We start from the raw sequence: 21,601 nt of genomic DNA, 5'->3' as shown, positions 1-21,601 counted from the left end.
CCGCCCCGCGGCCCCGGCCCCACTCGGTACGGTGGACCCATGGCTGACCCGAGCACCTACCGCCCGGCGCCCGGTGCGATCCCGACCTCCCCCGGCGTCTACAAGTTCCGCGACGCCCACGGCCGGGTCATCTACGTCGGCAAGGCCAAGAGCCTGCGGCCGCGCCTGTCGTCCTACTTCCAGGACCTGGCCGGCCTGCACCCGCGCACCGCGACCATGGTCACCACCGCCGCCTCGGTGGAGTGGACGGTGGTCGCCACCGAGGTCGAGGCGCTCCAGCTGGAGTACTCCTGGATCAAGGAGTACGACCCGCGGTTCAACGTCAAGTACCGCGACGACAAGAGCTATCCGGAGCTCGCCGTCACCCTGAACGAGGAGTACCCGCGGGTCCAGGTGATGCGCGGGGCGCACAAGAAGGGCGTGCGCTACTTCGGCCCGTACGGGCACGCCTGGGCGATCCGCGAGACGGTCGACCTGCTGCTGCGCGTCTTCCCCGTCCGCACCTGCTCCAACGGCGTCTTCAAGCGCGCCCGCCAGGTCGGCCGGCCCTGCCTGCTCGGCTACATCGGCAAGTGCGCCGCGCCCTGCGTCGGCAAGGTCTCGGCGGACGAACACCGCGCGCTGGCCGAGGACTTCTGCGACTTCATGGCCGGGCGCACCGGCAACTACCTGCGCCGGCTGGAAGACGAGATGCAGGAGGCCGCCGCCGAGCTGGAGTACGAGAAGGCGGCCCGGCTGCGGGACGACATCGGCGCCCTCAAGCGCGCGATGGAGAAGAACGCCATCGTGCTCGCCGACGCCACCGACGCCGACCTGCTGGCCCTGGCCGAGGACGAACTCGAGGCCGCCGTGCAGATCTTCCACGTCCGCGGCGGCCGGGTGCGCGGCCAGCGCGGCTGGGTCACCGACAAGGTCGAGGACGTCGACACCGCCGGCCTGGTCGAGCACGCCCTCCAGCAGCTCTACGGCGGCGGCGAGTCCGTCCCGCGCGAGGTGCTCGTCCCCGCCCTGCCGGAGCCGGCGGAGCCGGTCCGCGAGTGGCTCGGCGGCCTGCGCGGCAGCCAGGTCGACCTGCGCGTCCCCCAGCGCGGGGACAAGAAGGACCTGATGGCCACCGTGCAGCGCAACGCCCAGCAGGCGCTGGCGCTGCACAAGACCAAGCGCGCCTCCGACCTCACCACCCGCAGCCGCGCCCTCCAGGAGATCGCCGACGCGCTGGAGCTGGACTCCGTCCCGCTGCGCATCGAGTGCTACGACATCTCCCACCTCCAGGGCGAGGACGTGGTCGCCTCGATGGTCGTCTTCGAGGACGGCCTGGCCCGCAAGAGCGAGTACCGGCGCTTCCAGATCAGGGGCTTCGAGGGCCAGGACGACGTCCGCTCGATGCACGAGGTGATCAGCCGACGCTTCCGCCGCTACCTCCAGGAGCGCGAGCAGACCGGCGAGTGGGCCGTCCCCGAGGAGGACGACCCCGACACCGGCGCCGGCGGCACCCGGGACGAGGAGGGCCGCCCCAAGCGCTTCGCCTACCCGCCCCAGCTGCTGGTCGTCGACGGCGGCCAGCCGCAGGTCGCCGCCGCCAGGCGCGCTCTGGACGAACTCGGCATCGACGACGTCGCGCTGTGCGGCCTGGCCAAGCGCCTGGAGGAGGTCTGGCTGCCCGGCGAGGACGACCCGGTGGTGCTGCCCCGCTCCAGCGAGGGCCTCTACCTGCTCCAGCGGGTCCGCGACGAGGCGCACCGCTTCGCGATCAGCTATCAGCGCAACAAGCGTTCCAAGCGACTCACCGCCGGGGAACTGGACTCCGTCCCGGGCCTCGGCGAGACTCGCCGCCGGGCGCTGCTCAAGCACTTCGGTTCGCTGAAGAAGCTCCGGGCCGCCACCGTGGACGAGCTCTGCGAGGTACCCGGCATCGGACGCCGCACCGCGCAGACTGTTGCGGAGGCGTTGTCGTCCCGTACACCCGCCGCACCCGCGGTCAACACCGCGACCGGCGAGATCATCGAGGACGGGGCCGAGCAGGCCGCCGGGCCGGTGGCCGCAGCACCCCAGACCGCACCATCCCAGGAGACGCCATGACGGCCGACGCCGCCCGTCAGCCGGTGTGCCCCGGCCCCGCCCGCCTGCCCGGGCCGGGGAAGGGCGGCCGAGCCGTACGCGTACTCCCCAGCAGAAAGACCGAGAGCGGGGAACCGAAGTGACCGTGTCAGACGTGGCCGAGAACGCGCCGGAGCTGGTGATCATCTCCGGTATGTCCGGAGCCGGCCGCTCCACCGCCGCCAAGTGCCTGGAGGACCTCGGCTGGTTCGTGGTGGACAACCTGCCGCCGGCCCTGATCCCGACCATGGTCGACCTGGGCGCCCGTTCCCAGGGCAACGTCGCCCGGATCGGCGTGGTCGTGGACGTCCGCGGCCGGCAGTTCTTCGACGACCTGCTCACCTCGCTGGACGAGCTGGAGAAGCGCGGCGTCCGGCTGCGGGTCGTCTTCCTGGACTCCTCCGACGAGGCGCTGGTGCGCCGCTTCGAGAGCGTCCGCCGCCCGCACCCGCTGCAGGCCGACGGCCGGATCGTGGACGGCATCGCCCTGGAGCGCGACCTGCTGCGCGACCTGCGCGGCGAGGCCGACCTGGTGATCGACACCTCCAACCTCAACGTGCACCAGCTGCGCGCCAAGCTGGACGCCCAGTTCGCCGACCACGACGAGCCCGAGCTGCGCGCCACCGTGATGTCCTTCGGCTTCAAGTACGGCCTGCCGGTCGACGCCGACCTCGTGGTGGACTGCCGCTTCCTGCCCAACCCGCACTGGGTGCCCGAACTGCGGGCCCGTACCGGCACCGACGCGGACGTCGCCGGCTACGTCTTCCAGCAGCCCGGAGCCAACGAGTTCCTGGACGGCTACGCCCAGCTGCTGCGCATCATCACCGAGGGATACCGCCGCGAGGGGAAGCGCTACATGACGCTTGCCGTAGGCTGCACCGGTGGCAAGCACCGAAGCGTCGCCATGTCCGAGCGTCTGACCAAGCGTCTCATCGCCGACGGAGTCGAGACGGTGCTCGTCCACCGTGACATGGGACGGGAGTAACCGCCGCCGCCCTGCCGGGCCCGCCGGCGGAGTGGTCGGCGGGCCGAGGAACGCGAGGTGAGTGTGGCGGGATACGTGCCCGGGCGGCAGCCGCAGAGCAGGACCGGTGACCGGGCGGGCAGCCCGGCCCGGCCCACGGCGCCGGGCCGTCCGCGCAGCAGTCCCGCCCGCGCCAACCCGGCCCCGAGGATCACCGCGCTCGGCGGCGGGCAGGGCCTGTCGGCCTCGCTGTCCGCGCTGCGCCGGCTCACCAGCGACCTCACCGCCGTGGTCACCGTCGCCGACGACGGCGGCTCCAGCGGCCGGCTGCGCGAGGAGCTGGGCGTGCTGCCTCCGGGCGACCTGCGCAAGGCGCTGGCCGCGCTGTGCGGGGACGACGACTGGGGCCGCACCTGGTCCGAGGTGATCCAGCAGCGCTTCACCGGCAACGGCGAGCTCGGCGGCCACGCCGTCGGCAACCTGCTGATCGTCGCGCTCTGGGAGAAGCTGGGCGACCCGGTCGCCGCGCTGGACTGGGTCGGCCGGCTGCTCAACGTGCAGGGCCGGGTGCTGCCGATGTCGGCGGTGCCGCTGGACATCGAGGCGACCGTCCGCGGCCACGACCCGGCGCGCCCCGGCGAGGTCACGGCCGTCCGCGGCCAGGCCGACGTCGCGGTCACCCCGGGCACCGTGCAGTCGATCCGGCTGCTGCCGGACGAGCCGCCCGCCGTCCCGGAGGCGGTCACCGCCGTCCGGGAGGCGGACTGGGTGGTGCTCGGCCCCGGCTCCTGGTTCACCAGCGTGCTGCCGCACCTGCTGGTGCCCGAGCTGGCCGCGGCGCTCACCGAGACCCGCGCCCGCCGCCTGCTCACCCTGAACCTGGCCCCCCAGCCCGGGGAGACCGAGGGCTTCACCCCGCAGCGCCACCTGGAGGTCATCGCCGACCACGCTCCGAACCTCGCGGTGGATGCGATCCTGGTGGACGAGCGCGCCGTCACCGGCGGGGCCTTCGGCCAGGCCGACCTGGACGGCCTGGCGAAGGCCGCCGAACGGATGGGCGCGGCTCTGGTGCTCGGCTCGGTGGCCCGCACCGACGGGACGCCGCGACACGACCCCGAGCTGTTGGCGGCAGCGTACGACCGGATTTTCCGGACACATGGAAGGATCGGGCCATGGCGATGACTCCAGCGGTGAAGGACGAGATCAGCCGGCTCCCGGTCACCCGGGCCTGCTGTCGCAAGGCGGAGGTGTCGGCGATCCTGCGGTTCGCGGGCGGGCTGCACATCGTGAGCGGCCGCATCGTGATCGAGGCGGAGCTCGACACCGGAGCGGCGGCACGGCGGCTGCGCAAGGACCTGCTGGAGATCTTCGGGCACTCCTCCGACCTGGTGGTGATGGCCCCCGGCGGGCTGCGCCGCGGCAGCCGCTTCGTGGTCCGGGTCGTCAAGGACGGCGAGCTGCTCGCGCGCCAGACCGGGCTCGTGGACGGCCGCGGACGCCCGATCCGGGGCCTGCCCCCGGCAGTCGTCTCCGGGGCCACCTGCGACGCCGAGGCGGCCTGGCGCGGGGCCTTCCTGGCGCACGGCTCGCTCACCGAGCCGGGCCGCTCCTCCTCGCTGGAGATCACCTGCCCCGGCTCCGAGGCCGCCCTCGCCCTGGTCGGCGCCGCCCGTCGGCTCGGCATCCCGGCCAAGGCCCGCGAGGTGCGTGGCGTGGACCGGGTGGTGATCCGCGACGGCGACGCGATCGGCGCCCTGCTGACCCGGCTCGGCGCGCACGAGTCGGTGCTCGCCTGGGAGGAGCGCCGGATGCGGCGCGAGGTGCGCGCCACCGCCAACCGGCTGGCCAACTTCGACGACGCCAACCTGCGCCGCTCGGCCCGCGCCGCGGTGGCGGCCGGCGCCCGGGTGGCCCGCGCGCTGGAGATCCTCGGCGACGAGGTGCCCGAGCACCTGGCCGCGGCCGGCCAGCTGCGGATGCAGCACAAGCAGGCCTCGCTGGAGGAACTGGGCGCGCTCGCCGACCCGCCGCTGACCAAGGACGCGGTGGCCGGCCGGATCCGCCGCCTGCTGGCGATGGCCGACAAGCGGGCCTCCGAGCTGGGCCTGCCCAGCACCGAGGCGAGCCTCACCGACGAGATGGCGATGAACTGACGCCCACGGTCACACCCCGTGATCACGAAGGCCGGTGCCCGGACCCCCGGGCGCCGGCCGCGGTCGTTTCCGGACAGCCGCGACACTCCCGAATTGGTAGAGACCACTGAGCTGGGACCAACTGCCCGGCGGGCCAGGGCCGGACGGCCTGAAATGGGGTTTGGGGCACGCCACGCCCGGTCTCACCAGGCGGCGCGATGTGCCGTCCCAGGCCCCGGAGGGGTAGGGTCGTAGGCGGTCGGGGACTTCCCAAATCTCACCCCCGCCGGGCCTCGCGCCCGGCGTACCTAACGAGGAGATCGGTTCGTGACGATCCGGGTAGGCATCAACGGCTTCGGCCGCATCGGCCGCAACTTCTTCCGCGCGGTCAAGGCTCAGGGCGCGGACATCGAGATCGTCGGTGTCAACGACCTCACCGACACGAAGACCCTGGCTCACCTGCTCAAGTACGACACCACCCTGGGCACCCTCCAGGCCGAGGTCTCGCACACCGAGGACAGCATCACCGTCGACGGCCACACCTTCAAGGTGACCGCCGAGCGTGACCCCGCGAACCTCCCGTGGGCCGCCCTGGGCGCCGACATCGTCGTCGAGTCCACCGGCATCTTCACCAAGGCCGAGGCCGCGAAGAAGCACCTCGCCGCCGGCGCGAAGAAGGTCATCATCTCGGCGCCCGCCACCGACGAGGACGTCACCATCGTCCTGGGTGTCAATGACGAGAAGTACGACGCCGCCAACCACCACGTCATCTCCAACGCCTCCTGCACCACCAACTGCGTGGCGCCGATGGCGAAGGTCCTGAACGAGAGCTTCGGCATCGTCAAGGGTCTGATGACCACCGTCCACGCGTTCACCAACGACCAGGTGACCCTGGACTTCCCGCACAAGGACCTGCGCCGTGCTCGTGCGGCCTCGCAGAACATCATCCCGACCTCGACCGGTGCCGCCAAGGCGACCGCCCTGGTCCTGCCGGAGCTGAAGGGCAAGCTGGACGGCACCTCGCTGCGCGTCCCGGTCCCGACCGGCTCCATCACCGACCTGGTCGTGACCCTCGAGCGCGAGGTCACCAAGGACGAGGTCAACGCGGCCTTCCAGAAGGCCGCCCAGGAGGGCCCGCTCAAGGGCATCCTGGCCTACACCGAGGACCCGATCGTCTCCTCGGACATCGTGAACGACCCGCACTCCTGCATCTTCGACTCGCAGCTGACCATGGTCCAGGGCAACCAGGTCAAGGTGCTCGGCTGGTACGACAACGAGTGGGGCTACTCGAACCGCGTGGTCGACCTGGTCGGCCTCGTCGGCGGGCAGCTCTGACCTCGCGGGAGCTGACGTGATGTAGGGGCGAGGGCCCGGTCGGCGTACGGTGCCGACCGGGCCCTCGTTCCGCGCTCAAGGACTTCTCAGGCGGCCCCTGCGCCGTGCCGCCTCACTGCGCATCAACCATCTCCCCAGGAGAATCCGAATCCCCGTGAAGACCATCGAAGAGCTCATCGAAGCCGGTGTCGAAGGCAAGCGCGTCTTCGTGCGCGCCGACCTGAACGTGCCGCTGGACGGCCGCACGATCACCGACGACGGCCGCATCCGCGCCGTCGCGCCGACCATCGCCAAGCTGGCCGCGGCCGGCGCGAAGGTGGTCGTCGCCTCGCACCTCGGCCGTCCCAAGGGCGCGCCGGACCCGCAGTTCTCGCTCGCCCCGGCGGCCGAGCGCCTCGGCGAGATCCTCGGCAAGGGCGTCGCCTTCGCCACCGACACCGTCGGTGACAGCGCCGCGGCCACCGTCGCCGCGCTGGCGAACGGCGAGGTCGCGCTGCTGGAGAACCTGCGCTTCAACGCGGGCGAGACCAGCAAGGACGACGCCGAGCGCAAGGCCTTCGCCGAGCAGCTGGCCGCGCTGGCCGACCTGTACGTGGGCGACGGCTTCGGCGCCGTGCACCGCAAGCACGCCTCGGTCTTCGACCTGCCGGCCCTGCTGCCGCACGCCGCGGGCGACTTGATCGCCACCGAGGTCGGCGTGCTGAAGAAGCTCACCGAGGACGTGGCCCGCCCGTACGTGGTGGTGCTCGGCGGCGCCAAGGTCTCCGACAAGCTCGGCGTGATCGACAACCTGCTGGAGAAGGCCGACCGGATCCTGATCGGCGGCGGCATGGCGTACACCTTCCTCAAGGCCAAGGGCCACGAGGTCGGCATCTCGCTGCTCCAGGCGGACCAGATCCCGACCGTCCTGGAGTACCTGGCCCGGGCCGAGGCGCGCGGCGTCGAGTTCGTGCTGCCGGTCGACGTCCTGGTCTCCGCCGAGTTCCCGGACCTCAAGACCAAGGCCCCGGCGAACCCCTCGACCGTCGCCGCGGACGCCATCCCGGCCGACCAGGAGGGCCTGGACATCGGCCCCGGGACCCGCGAGCTGTACGCGGCCAAGCTGGCCGACGCGGGCACCGTGTTCTGGAACGGCCCGATGGGCGTCTTCGAGCACCCGGACTACGCGAACGGCACCAAGGCCGTCGCGCAGGCCCTGCTCGACAGCGACGCGTTCACCGTGGTCGGTGGCGGCGACTCCGCCGCGGCCGTCCGCATCCTGGGCTTCGACGAGACGAAGTTCGGGCACATTTCGACCGGCGGCGGCGCCAGCCTCGAGTACCTGGAGGGCAAGACCCTCCCCGGTCTCGCCGCTCTGGAGGACTGACAGCACATGACCGACCGTCTCCCGCTGATGGCGGGCAACTGGAAGATGAACCTCAACCACCTTGAGGCCATCCAGCACACCCAGAAGCTGGCCTTCGCGCTGGCCGACAAGGACTACGCGGCCGTCGAGGTCGCCGTCCTGGTGCCGTTCACCGACCTGCGCTCGGTGCAGACCCTGGTCTTCGGCGACAAGCTGAAGATCAAGTACGGCTCGCAGGACATCTCGCAGCACGACGGCGGGGCCTACACCGGCGAGGTCTCCGGCCCGATGCTGGCCAAGCTCCAGTGCACCTACGCGGTGATCGGCCACTCCGAGCGCCGCCAGTACCACGGCGAGAACGAGGAGATCGTCAACGCCAAGGTGAAGGCCGCCTACCGCGCCGGGGTCACCCCGATCCTGTGCGTCGGCGAGCCGCTGGAGATCCGCAAGGCCGGCACCCACGTCGAGTACACCCTGGCCCAGCTGGACGGCGGCCTGGCCGACGTCCCGGCGCACCAGGCCGAGTCGATCGTGGTCGCCTACGAGCCGGTCTGGGCGATCGGCACCGGCGAGGTGGCCACCCCGGAGGACGCGCAGGAGGTCTGCGCCGCCATCCGCGGGCGGATCGCCGAGCTGTACGACGCCGAGCTGGCCGGCAAGGTCCGGGTGCTGTACGGCGGTTCGGTGAAGTCGTCGAGCGCGGCCGGCCTGATGGCCAAGCCCGACATCGACGGCGGCCTGGTCGGCGGTGCCTCGCTGGACGCCGACGAGTTCGTCAAGATCGTGCGCTACCGTGAGCAGGCAGTAGGCTAACGCCGCCGCAGCAACGTAGGCTTTGGGGCCGGACCGCCGTACGCGGCCCGGCCCCTTCGCCGAAGATACGAGAGAGTTGGTCCCGTCGTGGTTCTCGGGTTCTCGATTGCCCTGATCATCTTCAGTCTGCTGATGATCCTTCTGGTGCTGCTGCACAAGGGGAAGGGCGGCGGCCTGTCCGACATGTTCGGCGGTGGCTCGATGTCCACCGGCGGCGGTTCGGCGGTGGCCGAGCGCAACCTGGACCGCATCACCATCGTGGTCGGCCTGGGCTGGTTCGCCTCCATCATCGTCCTCGGCCTGCTGATGAAGTCCTCGGTCTGACGTAACCCTGACGCCCCGTCGCCCGAGCGCCTATCCTGGGACGGTCGGGTGCGGAGGCGGTGGTGGCGGAGGCTTAACTCCTGCTTACACTAGGACGACTTTCGCCACCGACGCGCACCGCGGCGGGTCGGCGCACCAGTACGCAGGGAGTCAGACCGTGGCAAGTGGCAATGCCATCCGTGGCAGCAGGGTCGGGGCCGGCCCGATGGGCGAGGCGGAGCGCGGCGAGTCCGCCCCGCGCAACCGGATCTCCTTCTGGTGCGCGAACAAGCACGAGACCCGTCCCAGCTTCGCGGCCGAAGCGGCGATCCCGGACACCTGGGACTGCCCGCGCTGCGGCTTCCCGGCCGGCCAGGACCAGCACAACCCGCCGGCGCCCTCGCGCAACGAGCCGTACAAGACCCACCTCGCCTACGTCCGCGAGCGGCGCACCGACGCCGACGGCGAGGCGATCCTGGCCGAGGCGCTGGCGAAGCTCCGCGGCGAGATCTGAGCGGAGCGCCGGAGCGGAACGCAGCGGTCCGGACAGAACAGCGCGAAGGGCGCCCCCGTCGGTGACGGTGGCGCCCTTCGGCGTTGCCGGATCCGGTCAGGCCGAGGCCGGCGGGTAGAGCTGCGGCGGGATCCGCTCCGCGGCGGCGCGGTCCAGCAGCCACAGGGTGCGGCTGCGGCCGTACGCGCCGGAGGCGGGCGCCTGGAGTTCGCCGGGGCCGGACAGGGCCAGCGCGACCGCGCCCGCCTTGTCCTCGCCGGCGGCCAGCAGCCAGACCTCGCGGGCGGTGCGGATCGCCGGGAGGGTGAGCGAGACCCGGGTCGGCGGGGGCTTGGGGGCCCCGCGCACGCCGACCACGGTCAGCTCGGTCTCCCGGACGCCCGGGTGCTCGGGGAAGAGCGAGGCGACGTGGGTGTCCGGGCCGACGCCGAGCAGCAGCACGTCGAAGGCCGGGACGCCGAGCCGGTCGCCCGGCCCGGCCGCCTTCGCCAGCTCCTCGGCGTAGCGGGCGGCGGCGGCCTCCACGTCCGAGCCGTCCACGCCGTCCGAGGCGGGCATCTCGTGCACCCGCGCCGGGTCGAGCGGGACGGCGTCCAGCAGCTCGGCGCGGGCCTGGACGGCGTTGCGCTCCGGGTCGGCGGCGGGCAGGAAGCGCTCGTCGCCCCACCAGAGGTCCAGCCGGCCCCAGTCGACCGCGTCGCGCGCCGGGGAGGCGGCGATCGCGGCCAGCAGGGCGTTGCCGTTGCGCCCGCCGGTGAGCACCACCGAGGCGCTGCCGCGGGCGGCCTGGGCGTCCACGATCCGGGTGATCAGCCGGGCCGCGGCCGCCTGGGCCATCAGCTCCTTGTCCCGGTGGACGACCAGCTGCGGGGTCGCGTTGGTCATGCGCCGTCCTTGCCGGTGCGCTTGCCGGCGGCCTTGCGGGCGGGCTTCTTCTCCGCCGTCCCGGCGGTCACCCGCTCGGGGTTGGCCACGGCCTGCTCCACGGCCGCCTCGGCGGCCTCCTCGACGGCCTCCTCCGCGACCTCGCGGGCGACCTGCTCGGCCGCCGCGGTCTCGGCGTTGGACGGCTCGTGCAGCCGGTCGACGGGCGTGCGCACGGCCGTCGCGTAGATGTCGTCCGGGTCCAGGCGGCGCAGCTCCTCGGCGATCAGCTCCGAGGTCTCGCGCCGCTTGAGCGCCACCTGGCGGTCCGGCGAGCCGGGCATGGAGAGCGTGCCCAGCAGGCCGTCCGGGCGGTCCAGGGTGATGTCCCCGTCCTTGGTGCGCAGGTGCACCGCGGTGATGCCGGGGCCGTTGGTGACGACCCGCTCGACGGGCACCTGGAGCCGGTTGGTCAGCCAGAGGCCGAGCAGCTCGACGCTGGGGTTGTAGGACTCGCCCTCGACCACCGCGGAGACGATCGTGGACGGCCGCTGGTCCAGCGCGGCGGCCAGCATCGAGCGCCAGCCGGTGACCCGGGTCCAGGCCAGGTCGGTGTCGCCCGGGGTGTAGCTCTGCGCGCGCTGGGCGAGCTGGCCGACCGGGGACTCGGCGGTGACGGCGTCGGTGATCCGGCGCTGGGCGATCGAGCCCAGCGGGTCCTGCGCCGGGTGGTGCGGAGCGTTGTCCGGCCACCAGACCACGGTCGGGGCGTCCGGCAGCAGCAGCGGCAGGACCACCGACTGGGCGTGCGCGGCGAGTTCGCCGTGCATCCGCAGGACGACCGTCTCGCCGGAGCCGGCGTCGGAGCCGACCAGGATCTCGGCGTCCAGCCGGGTCTCGGCGCGGGCCCGGGGCGAGCGCCCGGCGCGCTTGATCACCGCGAGGGTGCGCATCGGGTGCTCGCGGGAGGCGTCGTTGGCGGCCTTGAGGGCGTCGTAGGCGCTGCCCTCGTCGGTCACGATCACCAGGGTGAGCACCATGCCGGCGGCGCCCGAGCCGCGGGCCCGGCGCGCCTCCATCAGGGCGGCGTTGATCTTGCTGGACGTCGTGTTGGTGAGGTCGATCTTCATGGCCGGCGCCAGCTCCTGCCGTCTCGTGCGAGCATCTCGTCCGCCTCGACGGGACCCCAGGTCCCCGCCGCGTACTGGGCGGGCTTGCCGTGGGTGTCCCAGTACTTCTCGATCGGGTCGAGGATCTGCCAGGAGAGCTCGACCTCCTGGTGGCGCGGGAACAGGTTGGCGTCGCCGAGCAGCACGTCGAGGATGAGCCGCTCGTACGCCTCCGGGCTGGACTCGGTGAAGGACTCGCCGTAGGCGAAGTCCATCGTGACGTCCCGCACCTCGAAGGAGGTGCCCGGCACCTTGGAGCCGAACCGCACCGTCACGCCCTCGTCCGGCTGGACCCGGATGACCAGGGCGTTCTGCCCCAGCTCCTCGGTCGCGTAGGAGTCGAAGGGCAGGTACGGGGCGCGCTGGAAGACGACCGCGATCTCGGTCACCCGGCGGCCCAGGCGCTTGCCGGTCCGCAGGTAGAACGGGACGCCCGCCCAGCGGCGGTTGTTGATCTCCAGCTTGATGGCCGCGTAGGTGTCGGTCTTGGAGTCGGGGTCGATGCCGTCCTCGTCCAGGTAGCCGACGACCTCCTCGCCGCCCTGCCAGCCGGCCGCGTACTGGCCGCGCACGGTGTGCCGGCCGAGGTCGGCCGGGAGCTTGACGGCGCTGAGCACCTTGAGCTTCTCGGCCACCAGCGCCTTCGGGTGGAAGGAGGCGGGCTCCTCGATGGCGGTGAGCGCCATCAGCTGGAGCAGGTGGTTCTGGATCACGTCACGGGCGGAGCCGATGCCGTCGTAGTAGCCGGCCCGGCCGCCGATGCCGATGTCCTCGGCCATGGTGATCTGCACGTGGTCGACGTACGACCGGTTCCAGATCGGCTCGAACATCTGGTTGGCGAAGCGCAGCGCCAGGATGTTCTGGACCGTCTCCTTGCCCAGGTAGTGGTCGATCCGGAAGACCTCGTCCCGGGGGAAGACCTCGTGGACGACCTTGTTGAGCTCCTGCGCGCTCTCCAGGTCGTGGCCGAAGGGCTTCTCGATGACCGCGCGGCGCCAGGAGCCCTGCGGCGGGTCGGCCAGGCCGTGCTTCTTGAGCTGCTGGACGACCGTGGGGAAGAACTTCGGCGGGACGGACAGGTAGAAGGCGAAGTTGCCGCCGGTGCCCTGGGCCTTGTCCAGCTCCTCGATGGTCTCGCGCAGCTTGTCGAAGGCCTCGTCGTCGTCGAAGGTTCCGTGGACGAACCGCATGCCCTTGGCGAGCTGCTGCCAGACCTCCTCCCGGAACGGGGTGCGGGCGTGGTCCCGGACGGCGTCGTGGACCTCCTTGGCGAAGTCCTCGTCGTCCCACTCGCGGCGGGCGAAGCCGACGAGGGAGAAGCCCGGCGGAAGCAGACCGCGGTTGGCCAGGTCGTAGATGGCCGGCATCAGCTTCTTGCGGGACAGGTCGCCGGTGACCCCGAAGATGACCAGACCGGACGGCCCCGCGATGCGCGGGAGCCGTCGGTCGGAGGGGTCACGAAGCGGGTTGACGGGGGCGGGCGGGAGGTCGTCCGCGTCCGATTCCGGAGTCAACTCGGGGAAATCAGTGCTCACTTGATGGGCTCCGCTTTCGTGCGCTGGCTGTGAGCAGGGGTCACTTCTCGTCGGCGAAGGAGGCGAGCGAGGCGGTGACGGTGTCGAGCAGCTCGTTCCAGGACTGCTCGAACTTCTCGACGCCCTCGTCCTCCAGGAGCTGGACGACGTCGTCGTAGTCCACGCCGGCGGCGGCGATCGCGTCCAGCACGGCCTTGGCGTCGGCGTAGTTGGGGACGATCGTGTTGCCGGTGACCACGCCGTGGTCGCCGGTGGCCTCCAGGGTGGCCTCGGGCATCGTGTTGACGGTGCCGGGGGCGACCAGCTCGGTGACGTACAGGGTGTCCGGCAGGGCCGGGTCCTTGACGCCGGTGGAGGCCCACAGCGGGCGCTGCGGCTTGGCGCCGGCGGCATCCAGGGCGGCCCAGCGGGCGCTGCCGGCGGTCTTGCCGTCGACGCTGCCGAAGACCTCCTCGTACGCCTGGTAGGCGAGGCGGGCGTTGGCCAGCGCGGCCTTGGAGCGCAGGTCCTTCGCCTCGCCGCCGATCTTGTCCAGGCGCTTGTCGATCTCGGTGTCCACGCGGGAGACGAAGAAGGAGGCGACCGACTCGATCTGGGAGAGGTCCAGGCCCTTGGCCTTGGCGGTCTCCAGGCCGGTCAGGTAGGCGTCGATGACGGCCTTGTAGCGCTCCAGCGAGAAGATCAGCGTGACGTTGACGCTGATGCCCTTGCCGATGACCTCGGCGATCGCGGGCAGGCCGGCCTTGGTGGCGGGGATCTTGATGAAGACGTTCGGGCGGTCGACCAGCCACCACAGCTGCTTGGCCTCGGCCACGGTGGTGGCGGTCTCGTGCGCCAGGCGCGGGTCGACCTCGATGGAGACCCGGCCGTCGCGGCCGTTGGAGGCGTCGTAGACCGGGCGCAGCACGTCGGCCGCGTCGCGCACGTCCGAGGTGGTGATCATGCGGATCGCCTCGTCGGTGGTGACCTTGCGGACGGCGAGGTCGCGCAGCTGGCCGTCGTAGGAGTCGTCGCCGGAGCCGGCGATGGCCTTCTGGAAGATGGTCGGGTTGGTGGTCACGCCCACCACGTGCTTGTTCTGCACCAGTTCGGCCAGGTTGCCGGAGTTCAGCCGCTTGCGGCTGAGGTCGTCCAGCCAGATCGCAACGCCTTCGTCGCTGAGGCGCTTCAGTGCGTCAGTCATGGTGCTTCAGTCCCTTGTTCTTGCTTCGTGGGGTGGTCGGGAGGGGCCGCGTGCCCGCGTGCGGGCGGGCACGCGGCCCGGGGGCCGCTAGCGGTTGACGGCCTCGAGGGAGCGCAGGGCGTTGTGGGCCTCGGCCACCACGCGCTCGGTGGTGATGCCGAACTCCTCGAACAGCACCTTGTAGTCGGCGGAGGCGCCGAAGTGCTCCAGCGAGACGATCCGGCCGTGGTCGCCGACCAGCTCGCGCCAGCCCTGGGCGATGCCGGCCTCGACCGAGACACGGGCCTTGACCGACGGCGGCAGCACGCTGTCGCGGTAGGCCTGGTCCTGCTCCTGGAACCACTCGAAGGACGGCAGCGAGACCACCCGGGTGGCGATGCCCTCGGCCTCCAGCGCCTCGCGGGCCTGGACGGCCAGCTGGACCTCGGAGCCGGTGCCGAGCAGGATCACCTGCGGGTCGCCGGTGGAGGCCTCGGCCAGGATGTAGCCGCCCTTCGCGGTGCCCTCGGCGGAGCCGAAGACCTCGCGGTCGAAGGTCGGGACGCCCTGGCGGGTCAGCGCCAGGCCGACCGGGCCGGGGTGGCTGGTGTGGCGCTCGACGATGGTGCGCCAGGCGACGGCGGTCTCGTTGGCGTCGGCCGGGCGGACCATGGCCAGGCCCGGGATGGCGCGCAGCGAGGCCATGTGCTCGACCGGCTGGTGGGTCGGGCCGTCCTCGCCGAGGCCGATCGAGTCGTGCGTCCAGACGTAGGTGACCGGCAGCTTCATCAGCGCGGCCAGGCGGACGGCCGGGCGCATGTAGTCGGCGAAGACCAGGAAGGTGCCGCCGTAGACCCGGGTCTTCCCGTGCAGGGCGATGCCGTTCATGGTCGAGCCCATGGCGTGCTCGCGGATGCCGAAGTGGATCGTCCGGCCGTACGGGCTCGCCGACTTCAGCGGGTTGCCCTCGGGCAGGAAGGAGCTGTCCTCGTCGATGGTGGTGAGGTTGGACTCGGCGAGGTCGGCCGAGCCGCCCCACAGCTCCGGGATCACCGCGCCGATCGCCTTGAGGGTGTCGCCGGAGGCCTTGCGGGTGGCGACGTCCTTGCCGGCCGGGAAGGACGGGACGGCCTTCTTCCAGCCCTCGGGCAGCTCGCCGGCCTCGATGCGGTCGAACTCGGCCGCGCGGTGCGGGTTGGCGGCGCGCCAGGCCTCGAAGCCCTGCTGCCACTGGTCGCGGGCGGCCTTGCCGCGCTTGATGACCTGGCGGGCGTGCCCGATGACCTGGTCGCTGACCTCGAAGGTCTTCTCCGGGTCGAAGCCCAGGACCTTCTTGGTGGCGGCGATCTCGGCGGCGCCGAGCGCGGAGCCGTGGGCCTTGGCGGTGTTCTGGGCGTCCGGGGCCGGCCAGGCGATGATCGTCCGCATCGCGATCATCGACGGGCGGGAGGTCTCGGCCTTGGCCGCGGCCAGCGCCTCGGCCAGGGCGGCCACGTCGATGTCGCCGTTGGACTTCGGGGTGACGCGCTGGACGTGCCAGCCGTACGCCTCGTAGCGCTTGAGGACGTCCTCGGAGAAGGCGGTCTCGGTGTCGCCCTCGATCGAGATGTGGTTGTCGTCGTAGACGGCGACCAGGTTGCCCAGCTTCTGGTGGCCCGCCAGCGACGAGGCCTCGGCGGAGATGCCCTCCTCCAGGTCGCCGTCGGAGACGATCGCCCAGACCGTGTGGTCGAAGGGGGACTCGCCGGCCGGGGCCTCCGGGTCGAACAGGCCGCGCTCGTAGCGGGCGGCCATCGCCATGCCGACCGCGTTGGCGATGCCCTGGCCCAGCGGGCCGGTGGTGGTCTCCACACCCGCGGTGTGGCCGTGCTCGGGGTGGCCGGGGGTACGGCTGCCCGCGACGCGGAAGGCCTTCAGGTCGTCCAGCTCCAGGCCGTAGCCGGCGAGGTAGAGCTGGGTGTAGAGCGTCAGGCTGGTGTGGCCGGGGGAGAGGACGAAGCGGTCGCGTCCGACCCAGGACGGGTCGGTCGGGTCGTGGCGCAGGAACCGCTGGAAGATCAGGTACGCGGCCGGGGCCAGCGACATGGCCGTCCCGGGGTGTCCGTTACCGACCTTCTGGACAGCGTCCATGGCCAGGACGCGCGCCGTGTCAACGGTGCGCTCATCCAGATCGGTCCACTCGAATGCGTTCGTCGGCGCAGTGCTCACCCTGTCTCAGGGCTCCTTCCATTGTGAAGAGTGACCCCGTGAATGGGGACCGGGTCGGCCACGGCGCTGTGGTCCCGACGCTGGGTGGTGCCGGTCACGGAGGGTAGATCCCGCTTCTGTCCGCGAGCCTACCGTCCGGGGTGCGGCTCACCCTCCGTGCTGGGACAACCGGCAATTCCGCATGCAGATTCCCACTGGAGCGGTGCGGATGGATTTGTCCCAGACTCTCCCGGTTCGCGCCGTCGCGCCGCTCCGGTGGTCAGGACGGGCTAGCGGGCCCGGCGGAGGCGCTCGACGGCCCCGCCCGGGCGGTTCACCCGGGGGTGTGCGTTCCGCCTCGCCGGGGGACCCCGGAGCCGGATGGGATATATGGAACGTCTATGGTGTCGTGGTACGCGCAGAGCGGACGATTCGGGACCCTTCGTTCCTGTGGACGCCTGCGAAGATTCATCTTCAGTTGGGGTGTTAGTGACCGCCGTCGAAACCCGTCCCGCCGGGGTCACCGGGGCGACTCCTGCGCACCGGCCGTTCGGGGCCCGTGTCGGCGCGTTCGTCGCATTGACCAAGCCGCGGATCATCGAGCTGCTGCTGATGAGCACCGTGCCGGTGATGTTCCTGGCCCAGCAGGGCGTGCCGAACATGCTGTTGGTGCTGAAGGTCGTCGTCGGCGGCTACCTCTCGGCCGGCGGCGCCAACGCCCTCAACATGTACATCGACCGCGACATCGACGCGGTCATGTCGCGCACCGAGCGGCGTCCGATCGTCACCGGGATGGTGTCGCCGCGCGAGGCGCTGGTGTTCGGCATCGTCCTCGCCGTCGTCTCGACGCTTCTGCTGGGCTTCGGGGTCAACTGGCTGTCGGCCTGGCTGGCGCTCGGCGCGCTGCTGTTCTACGTGTTCGTCTACACGCTGGGGCTCAAGCGGCGCACCTCGCAGAACATCGTCTGGGGCGGCATCGCCGGCTGCATGCCCGTCCTGATCGGCTGGTCCTCGGTGACCAACTCGGTGTCCTGGGCCGCGGTGATGCTGTTCCTGGTCGTGTTCTTCTGGACGCCGCCGCACACCTGGGTGCTGTCGATGAAGGTCCGCGACGACTACGAGCGGGCCGGCGTGCCGATGCTGCCGGTCGTCAAGGGGAACGTGGCCGTCGGCAAGCAGGTCGTCGCCTACTCCTGGGTGATGGTGGCGGTCTCGCTGGCGGTCTGGCCGCTGGGCCACATGAGCTGGCTGTACCCGGTCGCCGCGGTGCTGCTGGGCGGGGCCTGGCTGCGCGAGGCGCACGCGCTGTACGGGCGGGCCAAGGCCGGGATCGTGGGCGCGAAGCTCAAGGAGATGCGGCTGTTCCACTGGTCGATCACCTACCTGTCGCTGCTGATGGTGGTCTGCGCGATCGACCCGTTCGTGAAGTAAGAGGCTGATGGGAAGAGCCCCGGTCCGGGCGGACCGGGGCTCTTCGCGTTCTCAGCGGGCGGGCAGCTCGGAGGGGCCGACGTGGCCGTCCAGCCAGTCCCGCAGCGGCTGGGAGGCGTGCAGGAAGCCGGCGATCCGGGTGTGGGCGGCACGGGTGCCCAGCCACTTCGCGGGCTCCCACTCCTGCCAGGCCACCAGGCCCTTGTGGCGCAGCAGCCCGATCCGGGGGTGGTCCTTGGGGTAGCCGCGCGGGGCCGACTTGAGGGAGTCCCGGCCCACGACCAGCGGGCCCTGCTGCTCCACCCGGGCGATCACCCGCTCCAGCTCCGCGCCGGTGACGTCCTCCGCGACGGCGGCGCGGTAGCGCTCCAGCTGGTCGGGGGCGAGCTGGTAGAGGCCGTTGCCGCAGGCCAGTCCGTCGGCGGAGAGCTGGATGTAGCCGCCGCTCTCCAGATGGGCGCCGATGTGGGTCTTGTACGGGGACTTGTCGGCGCTGAACCGGACGTCGCGGTTGGGCCGGAAGATCTTCCCCGGCCCGAACTCCGGCTCCAGCTCGGCGAGCAGCAGCTCCATCGGGGCCCGGACGACGCCGTCGTAGACGTCCTTGTGGGCCTGCCAGAAGGTCTTGGAGTTGTCGGCTTCCAGGTGCTCGTAGAAGTCGAGCGCCTCGGCCGGCCAGCCGGAGAAGGTCACCCCTCCAGTATGTGGCCCGGTGCACAGGGCGCTCCCGTCGCCAGCGGCGCTACCGGTGGGTAGCATGCGGGACATGAGCAGCGCAGAGACCGCCACCGCCGCGCCGGACGCCCGCACCGAGCGCCGCGCCAAGCGCATCGCCAAGCACCTCACCAGCTTCGCCCGCGAGCACGGGGGCGGCGACGCCGTCGTCGAGTACGTCGGCTCCGTGGCCACCCGCATCGTGGTCGTCGGCGCGGACGGCGCCTGGGGCGACCAGGTGGCCCCCAGCTACGCCGTGGGCAAGCGCGCCGCCGAGCTGGCCGGGCTGACCCTGCACGACGACTTCGAGGGCGAGCTGGGCCTCAAGGTCAAGACCGGCGCGTACGAGTGGAAGCGGATGGCCGGCATCCAGATCTGACCGCATCCCGGTACGACGAACGGCCCGGTCCCCCCACGCGGGGGAGCCGGGCCGTCGGCGTGTGCGCGGTCAGACCGAGGCGGGCTGCGGGGTCTGGGCGGGGAGCTGGTCGGTGACCGCCTCGGTCTCGCGGGTGCGGAGGGCGAGGGGGACGCGCAGGGCGGCGATCCAGGTCAGTGCCGCGAGGAGCATGTGGAGGCCGACCATCAGCTCGGGGGCGTCGGTGAAGTACTGGATGAAGCCCAGGACGCCCTGGAGGAGGAGGACGGCCAGCAGCTCCTTGGTGCGGGACCTGGCCGCCTGGGGGGCCTTCACGGCGGCGAGGACGAAGATCACCGCGATGGCCAGGCCCACGGACACGAACGCGAAGTCGGCGTGGAACTGGGCGAGGCGGTCGTAGTCGATCGGGATGCGCGGGACGATCTTGTTGTCCTTGGGCGTGCCGGGGTGGTGGCCGGCGCCGGTCACCAGGGTGCCGGCCGCGACGAGCAGGCCGATCACGGTGACCAGGACGTAGGACAGCTGGTGGACCGGGCGGGGCACCACGAGCGTCGGCGGGCCGTCGCCCTCCTTGGACCGCTCCCACATCAGCAGCGCGACCCAGACCAGGGCCATCGCGGCGATCATGTGCAGCGCCACGGTGTACGGGTTGAGGCCGGTCAGCACGGTGATGCCGCCGAGCACGGCGTTGCTCATCACCAGCCAGAACTGGGCCCAGCCGAGCCGGGTCATGCTGTGCCGCCAGGGCCGGTGGCAGCGGGCGGCCAGGATGGCCCAGCCGACGGCGGCGCTCAGCACGTAGGTGAGCATCCGGTTGGTGAACTCGACGATGCCGTGGAAGCCCATCTCGGCGGTGGGCGTCAGGCTCTCGTCGGTGCACCGGGGCCAGGTCGTACAGCCGAGGCCGGAGGCGGTGAGGCGGACGGCGCCGCCGGTGACGACGATCACCACGCTCATCACCAGCGCGGCGAACGTGGCACGCCGGACCATCTCGGCGGATGGCTGCCAGCGCTCGGCGAGCAGGGAGAAGGGATTAGGCACGCGGTCAATCGTAGGCGGCCTTACAGGCGATCTTGGGGCGGGGCACGGGCCGCGCGGCGGTGTGGCGCGGGTGGTGCGGCGGGAGGCGGCGGAGCCGGCGGGCGGCGACACGCTGGGGTGCGACACGCGGACAAACCGGGGTGGTTCGGTCAAGGAGGTTATTGGTCTTGACCAATCACCCGTTTGGCCGAAAGAGTGCGGATTGGTCCATACCTTTTTGAGGACCCCTCCCCCCATCTACGCCCGCACGCAAGCGGAGACCTGCACATGCGCATACCCATTTCCGCCGCCGCGCTCGCGGTAGGCGGCTCGCTCGCACTGGCCGGGCTCGTAGCGCCGGCCGCCCAGGCCGTCGGCACCGACCAGGAGTGCCGCAGCCTCGGGGTCGCCAACCTCTACGGCGAGTTCATCGAGGGCGACGACACCCACACCCCCGACGCCGAGGGCGCGGTCGCGGTCGGCGGCAACGCCGACTTCACCGGCGGCTTCTCGGTCGGCCAGGAGCTCACCCAGGCCCAGGTCGACGCGCTGCCGGGCAAGAACGCCCTGGTCGTGGCCGGCAAGCTCACCGGCCACAACACCCAGGTGATGAAGGGCAACGGCGTCTTCGGCTCCAAGGCCGACGGCGCGGTGGCCCAGGCCCACGCCGGCACCGTCAACCAGGGCCCCTCGCCGATCGACTTCAAGGCCGAGTTCGCCAAGCTGCGCGCCGCCGCCACCTCGCTGGCCGCCGTCCCGCAGACGGCCGGCGCCACCGTCCAGGCCGAGGGTGCCAAGCTCACGCTCACCGGCGGCGACGCGAAGTACAACAGCTTCACCGTCGACGCGGCGAAGCTGCAGGGCGCCAAGGACGTCTACCTCAAGGTGCCGGCCGGCTCGGTGACGGTGGTCAACGTGACCGGTGGCTCGTACGACATGGCGGCGGCCGGGACCACCGGCTTCCACCTGTGGGACGAGGGCAAGAAGGCCTTCGTGCTGGACGACAAGCTCCAGAGCGCCGCGGGCGGGGCGATCCGGTCCAGGCTGCTCTGGAACTTCCCGACCGCCACCAAGGTGGTCAAGAACAGCCAGGCCGCCTGGGCCGGCACCGTGCTCGCGCCGAACGCCGCCTTCGACCTCGGCAGCGGCGGCCCGGTCAACGGCTCGGTGATCGCCGCCTCGCTGACCGGCAAGGGCGGTGCCGAGACGCACCACTACCCCTTCACCGGCTGCCTGCCGGGCACCACCGTCCCGACGCCGTCCGGCACCCCGACGGTGCCGCCGACCGTCCCGCCGACCGTGCCGAGCGGCTCGCCGTCGGCCACGCCGAGCGCGTCGACCGCCCCGAGCGGTTCGGCGAGCCCCTCGGGCGGCCCGTCCGCGTCGACGAGCGGCAAGCCCAGTGCGAGCGGCAGCCCGTCGGCCGGCGGCTCGACGGCCGCTCCGACGGCCTCGGGCAGCCCGTCCGCCCAGCCGGACGCCGGGGGCAACCTGGCGCACACCGGTTCCGGTCCGGTGCTGCCGCTGGCGATCGGCGGCGCGGTCGTGCTCGCGGCCGGCGGCGCGATCGTGGTGGCCGCCCGGCGCAAGGCGGCCCGGAAGGCCTGAACCGACTGAGCCCGCGATCCGGACGGGAA

General features: G+C 71.9%; 19 protein-coding genes. 12 read left to right on the top strand and 7 right to left on the bottom strand.

What is annotated here, in order from left to right; all coding sequences use genetic code 11:
• Positions 1 to 39 precede the first annotated feature (39 nt).
• The 9 genes from uvrC (at position 40) to ACFY4B_RS21635 (ending at position 9,503) form a co-directional block, all read left to right on the top strand.
• Positions 40 to 2,079 (top strand): excinuclease ABC subunit UvrC, encoded by a 2,040-nt coding sequence (gene uvrC / locus ACFY4B_RS21675; protein ID WP_049649609.1) that lies wholly within the window; start codon positions 40 to 42, stop codon positions 2,077 to 2,079.
• A gap of 118 nt (positions 2,080 to 2,197) precedes the next feature.
• A complete protein-coding gene (gene rapZ, locus ACFY4B_RS21670) occupies positions 2,198 to 3,082 on the top strand; it encodes an RNase adapter RapZ (protein ID WP_234348205.1) in 885 nt (294 codons plus the stop codon).
• A 63-nt stretch (positions 3,083 to 3,145) separates the two neighbouring features.
• On the top strand, positions 3,146 to 4,243 hold the full coding sequence (yvcK, locus tag ACFY4B_RS21665; RefSeq protein ID WP_079271949.1) for a uridine diphosphate-N-acetylglucosamine-binding protein YvcK: 1,098 nt from the start codon (positions 3,146 to 3,148) through the stop codon (positions 4,241 to 4,243).
• A complete protein-coding gene (gene whiA, locus ACFY4B_RS21660) occupies positions 4,234 to 5,214 on the top strand; it encodes a DNA-binding protein WhiA (RefSeq protein WP_049649611.1) in 981 nt (326 codons plus the stop codon). The genes yvcK and whiA overlap by 10 nt, the downstream gene beginning before the upstream one ends.
• Positions 5,215 to 5,520: 306 nt before the next feature.
• Positions 5,521 to 6,528: a type I glyceraldehyde-3-phosphate dehydrogenase gene (gap, locus tag ACFY4B_RS21655; RefSeq protein WP_049649612.1), complete on the top strand. Its 1,008-nt coding sequence runs from the start codon at positions 5,521 to 5,523 to the stop codon at positions 6,526 to 6,528.
• A gap of 154 nt (positions 6,529 to 6,682) precedes the next feature.
• Complete coding sequence (locus tag ACFY4B_RS21650; RefSeq protein ID WP_074001676.1) at positions 6,683 to 7,894, top strand: phosphoglycerate kinase; 1,212 nt, start codon at positions 6,683 to 6,685, stop codon at positions 7,892 to 7,894.
• A 6-nt stretch (positions 7,895 to 7,900) separates the two neighbouring features.
• Positions 7,901 to 8,686: a triose-phosphate isomerase gene (tpiA, locus tag ACFY4B_RS21645; RefSeq protein ID WP_049649614.1), complete on the top strand. Its 786-nt coding sequence runs from the start codon at positions 7,901 to 7,903 to the stop codon at positions 8,684 to 8,686.
• Positions 8,687 to 8,773: 87 nt separating this feature from the next.
• Positions 8,774 to 9,010 carry a preprotein translocase subunit SecG gene (gene secG / locus ACFY4B_RS21640; RefSeq protein WP_049649615.1) on the top strand — a complete coding sequence of 79 codons (237 nt, stop codon included), beginning with the start codon at positions 8,774 to 8,776 and terminating at the stop codon, positions 9,008 to 9,010.
• 205 nt (positions 9,011 to 9,215) lie between these two features.
• Positions 9,216 to 9,503 (top strand): RNA polymerase-binding protein RbpA, encoded by a 288-nt coding sequence (locus tag ACFY4B_RS21635; RefSeq protein ID WP_030238413.1) that lies wholly within the window; start codon positions 9,216 to 9,218, stop codon positions 9,501 to 9,503.
• Positions 9,504 to 9,599: 96 nt separating this feature from the next.
• On the opposite strand, the gene pgl is transcribed toward ACFY4B_RS21635, so the two are convergent.
• The 5 genes from pgl to tkt all read right to left on the bottom strand — a co-directional run bounded on the left by pgl (position 9,600) and on the right by tkt (position 16,441).
• Positions 9,600 to 10,388: a 6-phosphogluconolactonase gene (gene pgl, locus ACFY4B_RS21630; RefSeq protein ID WP_049649616.1), complete on the bottom strand. Its 789-nt coding sequence runs from the start codon at positions 10,386 to 10,388 to the stop codon at positions 9,600 to 9,602.
• Complete coding sequence (gene opcA / locus ACFY4B_RS21625) at positions 10,385 to 11,497, bottom strand: glucose-6-phosphate dehydrogenase assembly protein OpcA (protein ID WP_049649617.1); 1,113 nt, start codon at positions 11,495 to 11,497, stop codon at positions 10,385 to 10,387. Before opcA ends, pgl begins: the two co-directional genes overlap by 4 nt.
• Complete coding sequence (zwf, locus tag ACFY4B_RS21620) at positions 11,494 to 13,050, bottom strand: glucose-6-phosphate dehydrogenase (RefSeq protein ID WP_049649618.1); 1,557 nt, start codon at positions 13,048 to 13,050, stop codon at positions 11,494 to 11,496. Before zwf ends, opcA begins: the two co-directional genes overlap by 4 nt.
• Positions 13,051 to 13,111: 61 nt before the next feature.
• A complete protein-coding gene (tal, locus tag ACFY4B_RS21615) occupies positions 13,112 to 14,254 on the bottom strand; it encodes a transaldolase (protein WP_387969920.1) in 1,143 nt (380 codons plus the stop codon).
• 87 nt (positions 14,255 to 14,341) lie between these two features.
• Positions 14,342 to 16,441: a transketolase gene (tkt, locus tag ACFY4B_RS21610; protein ID WP_074001673.1), complete on the bottom strand. Its 2,100-nt coding sequence runs from the start codon at positions 16,439 to 16,441 to the stop codon at positions 14,342 to 14,344.
• 462 nt (positions 16,442 to 16,903) lie between these two features.
• Here tkt and ACFY4B_RS21605 point away from each other — a divergent pair, with 462 nt between their 5' ends.
• Positions 16,904 to 17,851, top strand: a complete 948-nt coding sequence (locus tag ACFY4B_RS21605; RefSeq protein WP_074001672.1) for a heme o synthase — start codon at positions 16,904 to 16,906, stop codon at positions 17,849 to 17,851.
• A gap of 51 nt (positions 17,852 to 17,902) precedes the next feature.
• Here ACFY4B_RS21605 and ACFY4B_RS21600 read toward each other — a convergent pair whose 3' ends face one another.
• A complete protein-coding gene (locus ACFY4B_RS21600) occupies positions 17,903 to 18,544 on the bottom strand; it encodes a DUF2461 domain-containing protein (RefSeq protein ID WP_049649621.1) in 642 nt (213 codons plus the stop codon).
• Positions 18,545 to 18,617: 73 nt separating this feature from the next.
• Between ACFY4B_RS21600 and ACFY4B_RS21595 the strand changes: the two genes are divergently transcribed.
• Positions 18,618 to 18,944 carry a hypothetical protein gene (locus ACFY4B_RS21595; protein ID WP_053111946.1) on the top strand — a complete coding sequence of 109 codons (327 nt, stop codon included), beginning with the start codon at positions 18,618 to 18,620 and terminating at the stop codon, positions 18,942 to 18,944.
• 69 nt (positions 18,945 to 19,013) lie between these two features.
• On the opposite strand, the gene ACFY4B_RS21590 is transcribed toward ACFY4B_RS21595, so the two are convergent.
• Complete coding sequence (locus tag ACFY4B_RS21590; protein WP_387969977.1) at positions 19,014 to 19,994, bottom strand: heme A synthase; 981 nt, start codon at positions 19,992 to 19,994, stop codon at positions 19,014 to 19,016.
• 258 nt (positions 19,995 to 20,252) lie between these two features.
• Between ACFY4B_RS21590 and ACFY4B_RS21585 the strand changes: the two genes are divergently transcribed.
• Positions 20,253 to 21,572 (top strand): choice-of-anchor A family protein, encoded by a 1,320-nt coding sequence (locus ACFY4B_RS21585; protein ID WP_387969917.1) that lies wholly within the window; start codon positions 20,253 to 20,255, stop codon positions 21,570 to 21,572.
• Positions 21,573 to 21,601: the final 29 nt, after the last annotated feature.

The sequence above is a fragment of the Kitasatospora sp. NPDC001261 genome, from assembly GCF_042896795.1.
In the GTDB taxonomy this organism is placed as follows: Bacteria; Actinomycetota; Actinomycetes; order Streptomycetales; family Streptomycetaceae; genus Kitasatospora.
The sequence above is the reverse complement of the archived record's forward strand: the minus strand, read 5'-3'. Positions and strand labels throughout refer to the sequence as shown.

Bases quoted from the DNA above. Each gene is read 5' to 3' on its own strand.
- uvrC (WP_049649609.1), top strand. From the start codon at position 40: ATGGCTGACCCGAGCACCTACCGCCCGGCGCCCGGTGCGATCCCGACC.
- whiA (WP_049649611.1), top strand. From the start codon at position 4,234: ATGGCGATGACTCCAGCGGTGAAGGACGAGATCAGCCGGCTCCCGGTC.
- tpiA (WP_049649614.1), top strand. From the start codon at position 7,901: ATGACCGACCGTCTCCCGCTGATGGCGGGCAACTGGAAGATGAACCTC.
- ACFY4B_RS21635 (WP_030238413.1), top strand. From the start codon at position 9,216: ATGGGCGAGGCGGAGCGCGGCGAGTCCGCCCCGCGCAACCGGATCTCC.
- pgl (WP_049649616.1), bottom strand. From the start codon at position 10,388: ATGACCAACGCGACCCCGCAGCTGGTCGTCCACCGGGACAAGGAGCTG.
- opcA (WP_049649617.1), bottom strand. From the start codon at position 11,497: ATGAAGATCGACCTCACCAACACGACGTCCAGCAAGATCAACGCCGCC.
- tal (WP_387969920.1), bottom strand. From the start codon at position 14,254: ATGACTGACGCACTGAAGCGCCTCAGCGACGAAGGCGTTGCGATCTGG.
- ACFY4B_RS21595 (WP_053111946.1), top strand. From the start codon at position 18,618: ATGAGCAGCGCAGAGACCGCCACCGCCGCGCCGGACGCCCGCACCGAG.
- ACFY4B_RS21585 (WP_387969917.1), top strand. From the start codon at position 20,253: ATGCGCATACCCATTTCCGCCGCCGCGCTCGCGGTAGGCGGCTCGCTC.